At 74.4% G+C, this 8,719-nt stretch carries 8 protein-coding genes and 1 pseudogene; 3 read left to right on the top strand and 6 right to left on the bottom strand.

All coding sequences use genetic code 11. The annotated features are described in order from the left end of the window. Positions 1-77: 77 nt before the first annotated feature. Together PSR1_RS09675 and PSR1_RS09670 are read right to left on the bottom strand one after the other, a co-directional pair. Complete coding sequence (locus PSR1_RS09675; protein WP_059437393.1) at positions 78-713, bottom strand: uracil-DNA glycosylase family protein; 636 nt, start codon at positions 711-713, stop codon at positions 78-80. A gap of 71 nt (positions 714-784) precedes the next feature. Then, entirely contained in the window at positions 785-1,723 is a 939-nt protein-coding gene (locus PSR1_RS09670; protein ID WP_059437392.1) for a DUF429 domain-containing protein, read from the bottom strand. On the opposite strand from PSR1_RS09670, the pseudogene PSR1_RS25005 reads away from it, so the two are divergent. Continuing rightward, positions 1,702-2,241: pseudogene (locus PSR1_RS25005) on the top strand (response regulator); the annotation flags it as partial. The gene PSR1_RS09670 and the pseudogene PSR1_RS25005 sit on opposite strands and share 22 nt — an antisense overlap. On the opposite strand, the gene PSR1_RS24920 reads toward PSR1_RS25005, so the two are convergent. Together PSR1_RS24920 and msrP are read right to left on the bottom strand one after the other, a co-directional pair. After that, on the bottom strand, positions 2,129-2,905 hold the full coding sequence (locus PSR1_RS24920) for a sulfite oxidase heme-binding subunit YedZ (protein ID WP_304511070.1): 777 nt from the start codon (positions 2,903-2,905) through the stop codon (positions 2,129-2,131). The pseudogene PSR1_RS25005 and the gene PSR1_RS24920 overlap by 113 nt on opposite strands. Positions 2,906-2,911: 6 nt before the next feature. Further along, positions 2,912-3,853, bottom strand: coding sequence for a protein-methionine-sulfoxide reductase catalytic subunit MsrP (msrP, locus tag PSR1_RS09655; protein ID WP_059437389.1), 942 nt, complete (start codon positions 3,851-3,853; stop codon positions 2,912-2,914). A gap of 67 nt (positions 3,854-3,920) precedes the next feature. Here msrP and PSR1_RS09650 point away from each other — a divergent pair, with 67 nt between their 5' ends. Continuing rightward, the gene (locus tag PSR1_RS09650) at positions 3,921-4,838 is read left to right on the top strand and encodes a hypothetical protein (protein WP_059437388.1); all 918 of its coding nucleotides are present in this window, start codon (positions 3,921-3,923) and stop codon (positions 4,836-4,838) included. Here PSR1_RS09650 and dctP read toward each other — a convergent pair whose 3' ends face one another. Next, positions 4,839-5,837, bottom strand: coding sequence for a TRAP transporter substrate-binding protein DctP (dctP, locus tag PSR1_RS09645; RefSeq protein ID WP_059437387.1), 999 nt, complete (start codon positions 5,835-5,837; stop codon positions 4,839-4,841). It lies immediately after the preceding gene. 15 nt (positions 5,838-5,852) lie between these two features. Continuing rightward, positions 5,853-6,764 carry a TRAP transporter TatT component family protein gene (locus PSR1_RS09640; RefSeq protein ID WP_237757893.1) on the bottom strand — a complete coding sequence of 304 codons (912 nt, stop codon included), beginning with the start codon at positions 6,762-6,764 and terminating at the stop codon, positions 5,853-5,855. A gap of 83 nt (positions 6,765-6,847) precedes the next feature. Here PSR1_RS09640 and PSR1_RS09635 point away from each other — a divergent pair, with 83 nt between their 5' ends. After that, positions 6,848-8,704 carry a TRAP transporter large permease subunit gene (locus PSR1_RS09635; RefSeq protein ID WP_237757892.1) on the top strand — a complete coding sequence of 619 codons (1,857 nt, stop codon included), beginning with the start codon at positions 6,848-6,850 and terminating at the stop codon, positions 8,702-8,704. The last annotated feature ends 15 nt before the right edge of the window (positions 8,705-8,719 follow it).

Here is an 8,719-nt window from a genome sequence, read left to right as displayed (position 1 = left end):
GGCCTCGCGCGCGGGGCCGTGCGCGCAGGCGGCCGCGGCGCAGAGCGCCACCGCCGCCGCGCGGAGCGCGCGACCGCTCACGCGGTGCGCCTCCGGCGGAAGGTGCGCTGGACCTCGGGGTGGTCGGCGATGAGCGTCAGCGCCTCGTCGAGCAGCGTCCGGCCCGGCTCCATCTTGAACCAGGTCGAGGCACCCGATGGGTGCGGCAGCGGGATCACGTCGGTCTTCACGCCGTGGAAATACGCACGGAGCGTGCGCCCGACCACGGCCGCGATGGGCTCCGTGTGGCCGAGCACCTCCTGGATGGCGAGGCGCCCCACCGGGATCACCAGCCGCGGCCGGAGGATCTCCACCTCGCGCCGGACGAAGCCCCGCCACAGCGCGCACTCGTCGGGCGTGGGCACGCGGTCGCCGCCGCCCGGCGCCTTCCCGGGGAAGCATCGCACCACGGCGGAGATGTAGACGCGCTCGCGGACCTGCTCCTCGGCGGCGCCGGTGGCGCGCTCCAGCCAGCGGAACAGCGTCTTGCCCGCGGTCCACGCGAACGGGCGGCCGAAGCGCGCCTCGTGCGGCCCGGGCGCCTGGCCGATGAGGAAGATGCGGCTCGGGACCGGCGGGCCGTGGATGGGCGGGCCGAACCCTCGCGGGCGGAACGCCGCGACCTCGCGGAGCACCGCCTCGAGGGCGGTGACGGTGTTCGGGGCGCGCGGCACGGGGAGCCGAGCCTATCCGGCGGGGCGGCCGCGCGCCAACCGGGCCGGGTGCGCAGGCGTACGTCCGCCTGCTACCCCTCGCGCCAGGGCTCCTCGCGGATCGAGTGGATCCAGCCCTCGCACCGCGGGACGTTCGCGGGCACGCCCGTGAACCCGCCGTGCCAGGCGGCCGCCGCGCCGGTGGCGGAGAGCACCGCGTCGAGGTGCTCGCCGTCGCCGTCCTCGACGATCTGCGCCGCCTGCTCCATCTCGAACTCGAGCTTGGCGGCGTGGCGCAGCGTCCGGAGGATCTTGGCGCGGGTGGAGGAGCGCGCGACCCCGTCGCGCTCGTCGTCGCGGTAGGTGCACACCCCGCACATCGCGCGCGCCACGTGCCCGGGGCGCACCTCGACGACGAGCGGCTTGCCGGCCGCCGGCGGATCCCAGGGCAGGAAGGCGGCGGTGGCGCGGGCCATGGTGCAGAGGCCGAAGAAGGTCTGCCGGAACGCGCGCGCGCTGGTGGGCGTGGCCGGCTCGGCGCGGTAGCAGTCGGTGAAGCGCGGGCGGTCCTTCCCGAGCTCGGCGCGCAGCCGCGCCGCGCCCTCGGAGAAGTCGCCGCCCTGCCCGAGGAAGCGCTCCTCGAGGTTGCGGCCCAGCACCGCCGGGCCGCGGATGGCCTGGCGCAGCAGCCCCAGCTGCCGCAGGTGGGTCTCGGAGAGCGACAGCGCGAAGTCCACGCCGAGCGCCAGCCGCCCCTCCGCCCAGCGCGCCTCCTCCGCCAGCCAGGCGGCGAAGCGCGCCTGCACGTCGCGGCGGCCCGGCGCGTCGGTGAACGGGCGCCACAGGCGCGTCAGGCGGGCGCGCTCCGGCTCGCACTCGATCTTGGCGGCAAGGATCTGGTTGCCGGCGCCCTCGATGCCGCTCCAGCGCAGCCCGATCACCACGCCGCGCTCGGGCAGCCCGATCTTCGGCGGCGACGCCCTGCCGTACACGGCACCCGCTGCGGTGGATGGCTCGTTCTCGTTTGGCATGGCGTTCGCTGCGTTTATCGCCCGCTTACAGCGGGTGTCAACGCTGCGCCGGACCACGGCCCCGGAATCTCGCGCGGACGCCGCGGGGGCGGACGCGGGGTACGGCCGCCGCCCGCCGAGCACCCCTTCGTGCGGGCCCCGCCGGGACGCAACGTCCGGTGCACGGGCGAGCGTCCAGGGGGTTCCCTCTCCGGGCAGCCATGCTCAGAGTACGAGCGAACATGGCTTCCCCCGCTCGCATCCTCGTCGTCGAAGACGACGTCGCCATCCGGGAGACGATCGCCGAGCTCCTGCAGGAGGAGGGTTACGCCGTCAGCTGTGCCGCCAACGGCGCAGAGGCGCTGGACCGGCTCGCCGCGGTGGACCAGCCGCCCAACCTCATCGTGCTCGATCTGATGATGCCGGTCATGGACGGCTGGGCGTTCCGGTCGGTCCAGCGCGACGACCCGCGCCTCTCCGCCATCCCCGTGCTCGTGCTCTCGGCGGGCCACGGCGGCGACAGCCGCGCCGTCGCGGGGCTGGGCGCCGAGGGATTCCTCCCGAAGCCGTTCGACCTGGCGAGCTTCGTGGACGCGGTGCACCGGCTCTGCTGACCTGCGCGCGCAGGCGAGCCGCCGCGCGCGCCCCGAGCAGCGCCGCCAGGATGGCGGCGAACACGTACGGGCGCAGCGCGTCCGCCTTCACGCGCCACACGAAGTGCACGACCCCGAGCGCCGCCACCGCGTAGACCAGGCGGTGCAGCCGCTTCCAGCGCGCGTACCCGAGGCGCCGGACCCAGCGATCGGTGGACGTCACCGCCAGCGGCACGAGCAGCAGCCACCCGACGAAGCCCACCGCCATGAACTTGCGCTTCAGCACGTCCTTCGCGAGGACGTGCAGGTCGAAGAACTGGTCCACGCCCACGTACCAGCACAGGTGCAGCGTGGCGTAGGCGAACGTGAACAGGCCGAGCATGCGCCGCACGCGCACCGGCCAGGCGAGGCCGAGGAGATCGTGCGCCGGCGTGGGCACGAGCGAGAGCGTGAGCAGCGTGAGCGTCCAGAAGCCGAGCCGGTTGAGCACCGCCTCGATGGGGTTCGCGCCCAGCCCGCCGGTGAACGCGTCCCAGGCGATCCTGGCGAGCGGGAGGCAGCATGCGGCGAAGGTCGCCGCCTTCAGGAGGCGGATGCGGGCGCGCGTCACGGCGGCTCAGTAGTTCTTGCGCAGGTCGAGGCCGGCGTAGAGCGACGCGACCTCGGCGGCGTAGCCGTTGAACGGCAGCGTCTTGCGGCGGAAGAACTCGCCGATGCGCCGCTCCCGCGCCTGGCTCCAGCGCGGGTGGTCCACGTCGGGGTTCACGTTCGCGTAGAAGCCGTACTCGTCGGGCGCGGCGTCGTTCCAGGTGGTGTGCGGCCGGTCGGCGAGGAACGTGATCCGCACGATCGACTTCGCGCCCTTGAACCCGTACTTCCACGGCACCACCAGCCGGAGCGGCGCGCCGTTCTGCCCCGGCAGCGCCCGGCCGTAGAGCCCCACCGCGAGCAGCGTCAGCGGGTGGGTGGCCTCGTCGATCCGGAGCGCCTCCACGTACGGCCACGGCAGCACCGGGCGGCGCTGGCCGGGGAGCTGGTCGCGATCGAGCAGCGTCTGGAACGCCACGTACTTCGCGCGCGAGGTCGGCTCGAGGCGGCGCACCAGGTCGGCGAGCGGGAAGCCGACCCACGGGATCACCATCGACCACGCCTCCACGCAGCGCATCCGGTAGACGCGCTCCTCCAGCGGGAACATGCGGGCGAGCGCGTCCACGTCGAGCGTCTGCGGCTTCTTCACCTCGCCGGCGATCGTGACGGTCCAGGGGCGGGGGCGGAGCGAGCCCGCGTTGCGCGACGGGTCCTCCTTGGAGGTGCCGAGCTCGTAGAAGTTGTTGTAGCCGGTGACCGAGTCCCAGGGCGTGGGCGACTCGCCGCCGGCCTGGTCCACCTTGCGCGCCACCTGGAGCGCCGCGCCGGTGGGCTCGCCGGCCCGCGCGCCGCGCGGCAGGAGCAGCCCCACCGCGCCGGCGGCGCCGAGGGCCAGGAACTCCCGCCGACGGAGGTAGAGCGCCTCCGGGGTCGCCTCCCGCTCCGCGATGTCCGGCCGCCAGCGCGCCATGCCGCTCCTCGCTCTCCGCCGGGATGTAACGGGCCCCGCCCGGCGCGGGCTGCATAATGGTCTCCGCATGCCCCTGCTCCGTTACCACGGCGCCCTGGACGAGCTCGCGATGTGGGGCGAGGACCGGCGCCGGCGCGCCCCGGTCCCCTTCCGCGGTGCGGACGCCACGCCGCTCGACTGCTTCGGCCCGCTCCCGCCGCTGCCGCCGCCGCCGGGCGCGTCCGGCCCGTGGCGCGCCCCCTCGCCGCGGCCGTGCCCGGGCGACGGCGAGATGTCGGCGGTGGCGCGGCCGCCGGAGGGTCCGCGCCGCGGCACGGTGGTGCTCGTCCCCCCCTGGAAGCTCCCGCGCCTCGCGCTGGTGGCGCCCTGGGAGCGCGCGCTCGCCGCCGAGGGGCTCGCGTGCTGGACGCTCGTGCCGCCGCGCCACCTGCACCGCGCCGCCCCCGGCGTGCGGAGCGGCGAGGGGTTCGTCACGCCCGACGTCCCGGCCCTGAGGGCGGCGATGGAGCAGCTCGTGCTCGAGCTCCGCGTGCTGCTCGCGCTGGCGCGCGCGCAGGGTGGCGCCGCCGGCGTCTGCGGGCTGTCGCTGGGCGCGCTCGCGGCCGGGCTCGCCGCCACCGCGCCGGAGGCGGCCGACTTCGCCGCGCTGGTGGCGCCGCCGGCGGACCTCGCCGCGGTGTTCCAGGGGACGCGGATCGGGCGGCGCTACCTGGGCCTGGCCCGCCGCGCCGGGGCGCCGCCGCCGCCCGCCGCGGAGCTCGCCGCGATGCTGGCGCCGTTCCGTCCGGAGGCGCGCCCGCCCACCGCGCGGCGGGTGCTGGTGGTGACCGGCGACGCGGATCGGATCGCGCTCCGGCCGGGCGCCGACGCGCTGGCGGCGCGCTGGGGCGCCGCGCGGGCGAGCTTCCCGCGCGGGCACCTCACGCTCATCTTCGGGTGCGCCGCGGCGCGCCGCGCGGTGGCGCGGTTCGCCGCCGGGCGGTGACTACTTCTTCTTCGCCGCGCCGCCGGCCTTGCAGGCGTCGCGCGCGCCCTTCACCTCGTCGAAGAACGCGGCCGGCACCACCCCGCCGCGCACCACCGGCCAGGTCTTCTCCATGGCCGTGCGCCAGGCGGCCGGGTCGCCCTTCTCCACCTGGAGCCCCTGCTTCTGCATCGCCGCCACCGCGTCGGTGTTGAGCCGCTTCACCTCGACGTCCACCTTCTCGCCCAGCTCCTTGGCGATGGCGAGCAGCTTGGCGCGGGTGTCGGCCGGGATCTTCTCCCAGGCGTCCTTGCGCACCAGCGTCGCGCCCATCATCCAGCTCCAGGGCAGGTCCATCATGTGGCTCGCCTTCTCGTGCAGGCGGGCGGTGAGGACGTACAGCGGCACGTTCGGGATGCAGTCGATCATGCCGGTCTGCAGCGAGGGCACGATGTCGTTGGACGAGAGCACCACCGGCTTCAGCCCGGCCGCGCGGAACGCCTCCACGCTCTTCGGGTCGCCCTCCCAGGCCCAGATCTTCGCGTTCGCCATGTCGGCCGGCGAGCGGTGCGCCGACGAGCAGAACAGGTGGATGGCGCCGATGCGGCTCCACTGCAGCGCGATCAGGCCGCGCTTCTCCAGCGCCGCCTCGAGCTGCGGCCGCACCTTCGCGAACGCGCACTCCATCTGCGCCTGGTCCTCGAACAGGAACGGGACCGAGAGCGCCTGCGGCTCGGGGATGACGTCGTGCATGCCGACGTTGGAGATGGCGGCGCCCTGGAGCTGGCCGATCCCCATCTTGCGGACCATGTCGCCCTCGCTGCCCTGGGCGCCGCCGGCGTAGATGCGGAGCTTGACCTGCCCGCCGGACGCCTGCTCCCACCGCTGCGCCATCTCCTTCAGGATCTCGTGCCAGGTGGACCCCTGCGGCGCGAGCGTGCCGAGCTTGATGACCACGTTCTGGGCGCGGGCGGCCGGGGCGAGCGCCGCGAGGAGCGCGGCGAGGAGGAGCTTCTTCACGTGGGACTCCCGGGACTAGAGGAACAGATCGTCGACGTGGTCGAGCAGCGCGCGGGCGCGCCGCTGGGCCAGGATGTTGGCGAGCCGGTACTTCGGCTCGGCGTCCGGATCGGCGCGCACGACCTCCTCGAGGACGCGCGTGAACTCGGCCCGGTCCTGCCGCTGGACGAGGACGCCCTCCGCCCAGGAGACGAGCGGGCCCAGCTTCTTGTTCATCGAGAGGGCGAGCGCCCGGTCGAGGTGGGCCCTGGCCCGCTCCGCCCCGCCGCCCTGGGCGGCGCTGCGGGTGGCGTCGTAGGAGACGAAGAACTCGTGGATCGCGCCGTCGCCCCACCGCTCGTCGAGCTCGAGCGCCCGCTCCATCATCGCGATCGCCACCGGCAGCTCGGCGACGAGCTGCATGTCGCCCTTGCCGTTCACGATGGCGAGCGTCCAGGCGGAGGCGGTCCAGTACAGCAGCGGCACGTCCTCCTTCTCGGCGCGGCGCAGCGCGCGCGGCACGTCGCGCCCCTCCCGAAGCCGGCGGGAGAGCTTCTCGTGCCGCACCTCCAGCCCCCGCAGGCCGTACTCGCGGGCGCGCAGGAAGAGCTTCCTCGCGCGCAGGCGGCCGGCGCGGGCGGCGTCGAGGCGACCGTCGAGGTCGGCCTGCTCGGCGTCGGCCTGCACGAACGCGTAGCCGTACTGCGTGAAGCTGCTGGTGAGCGCGGTGAGCAAACCGAGGTGCTCGGGGTTCTCCGTGAGGAGCCCCTCCATCGTCTTCAGGCCGAACGGCACCGCGTCGCGCACCAGCTCCGGATCGTCGTCGGAGGCGTAGCTCCCGCCGCTCTGCGCGACGGCGTCGGCGGCGAAGGACAGCGCGGCGCTCTTGCACCCGGCGAGCGGCGGCAGCGTGACCGCGAGTATGAGGGCGACGTGTGTACGGTTCACGCGGGATGGCCCGGCCGCGGAGGGATCGTGATAAGCGTGGGTACTCATAGATGCCCCTCCGTGAGGGGTCAATCGACTTTCGCGTGACCGCCCCAACCATCTCCAGCCACGGCGACCCGAACGCGCAGGGAACGCACGTCGAGCGCGGCCTCGTCACGTTCCTGCTCGTGACGATGATCCTGCTGCCGGCCGCCTCCACCGTGTCGCGGCGCCTCCTCGGCCGGGAGCTGCCCGGCTCGGCCGTGCTCGCGCAGCACATCACCCTGTGGGTGGGCTTCCTGGGAGCGATGCTCGCCACCGCGAGCGGCCGCCACCTCGCCCTCTCGACGCTCGACCTGATCCCGGTCGGCTGGCCGCGCACCGCGGCCTGGTTCCTCGGGCAGGCGGTCTCCGCCGCGGTGACGGCGCTGCTCGCCTGGGCGTCGCTCGAGCTGGTCAAGGTCGAGTGGACCGGCTTCGGCCAGGTGGCGATGGGCATCAAGGTCGCGTGGAGCCAGCTGGTGATGCCGGTGGGCTTCGCGATCATGGCGCTCCGCTTCGCGTGGCGGGCCGGCGCGCCGTGCGAGTCCCTGCGCTGCTGGGCGCTGCGCGCCGCCGCCGCGCTGGTCGCGGCGGGCGCGTTCCTGCTCGGGTCCGTCGTGCCCGGCGCGGCGCTCACCTGGATCCTCTCGATCCTGGTGCTGCTCGCGTTCCTGCTGGGCGCGCCGGTGTTCGTGGCCATGGCGGGGCTCGCCATGGTGCTGTTCTTCCGCGACGCGGGCGACCCGCTCGCCATCGCCGCGGTCCCCACCGCCACGTTCAACCTGGTCTCGTCGGCGACGCTGCCCGCCATCCCGCTGCTCACCGCGGCCGGCTACGTGCTCGCCGAGGGCGGCGCGGCGCGCCGGCTGGTCCGCGCGTACAAGGGGCTGTTCGGGTGGATGCCGGGCGGCGTCGCGGTGATGGCGACGTTCGTGTGCGCGCTGTTCACCACCTTCACCGGCGCGTCCGGCGTCACCATCCTCGCGCTCGGCGGGCTCCTGCTCCCGGCCCTGCTCGAGGACGGCTACCCGGAGGACTTCTCGGTCGGCCTGGTGACCGCGGCCGGGTCGCTGGGCCTCCTGTTCCCGCCGTCGCTGCCGGTGATCCTCTACGGCGTGGTGGCGCAGGCGCCCATCGACCACCTGTTCATCGGCGGGCTGGTGCCGGGCCTGCTCATGATCGTCCTGGTCGCCGCGTACGGCGTCATCGTGGGCGTCCGGTCGCGCGCGCCGCGGCAGGCGTTCCACCCGCGCGAGGCGCTCGCAGCGCTGTGGGACGCGAAGTGGGACCTCGGGCTCCCCACGCTCGTCGTGGTGGCGGTCGGGTCCGGGTTCGCCACCGTGGTCGAGGCCGCCGCGCTCGCGGCCGCCTACGCGCTGGTGGTCGAGCTGGTGGTGTTCCGCTCCATCAGCCCGGTCCGCGACCTGCCGCGGGTGCTGGTCCACGCGTCCACGCTGGTGGGGAGCGTGGTGATCCTGCTCGGCACCGCGCTCGGGCTCACCTCCTGGTTCGTGGACGCGGAGATCCCGACGCGGCTGGTGGAGTGGATGACGGCGCACGTGCACTCGCCGGCGCTGTTCCTGCTCATGCTGAACGCGGTGCTGCTGGTGCTCGGCAGCGTGCTCGAGATCTACTCGGCCATCGTGGTGCTGGCGCCGCTGGTCGCGCCGCTCGGCGTCGCCTACGGGATCGAGCCCATCCACCTCGGCGTGGTGTTCCTCGCGAACCTGGAGCTCGGGTTCCTGTTCCCGCCGATGGGGCTCAACCTGTTCCTCTCCGCCTCCCGCTTCGGCAAGCCGCTGCCGTACCTCTACCGGAAGGCGTTCCCGTTCCTGCTCATCATGAGCGCGGGCGTGCTCGCCATCACCTACCTGCCGGCCATCACCACCGGCGTGGTGGAGCTGCTGGCGCGCGACTGAGCCAGGTCGCGCCTC

Origin of the sequence: Anaeromyxobacter sp. PSR-1 (assembly GCF_000964525.1) — a bacterium.
In the GTDB taxonomy this organism is placed as follows: Bacteria; Myxococcota; Myxococcia; order Myxococcales; family Anaeromyxobacteraceae; genus Anaeromyxobacter.
Note: the sequence above shows the minus strand (reverse complement) of the source record. Positions and strands in the feature narration are given on the sequence as shown.

Bases quoted from the DNA above. Each gene is read 5' to 3' on its own strand.
- PSR1_RS09670 (WP_059437392.1), bottom strand. From the start codon at position 1,723: ATGCCAAACGAGAACGAGCCATCCACCGCAGCGGGTGCCGTGTACGGC.
- msrP (WP_059437389.1), bottom strand. From the start codon at position 3,853: ATGGCGCGCTGGCGGCCGGACATCGCGGAGCGGGAGGCGACCCCGGAG.
- PSR1_RS09650 (WP_059437388.1), top strand. From the start codon at position 3,921: ATGCCCCTGCTCCGTTACCACGGCGCCCTGGACGAGCTCGCGATGTGG.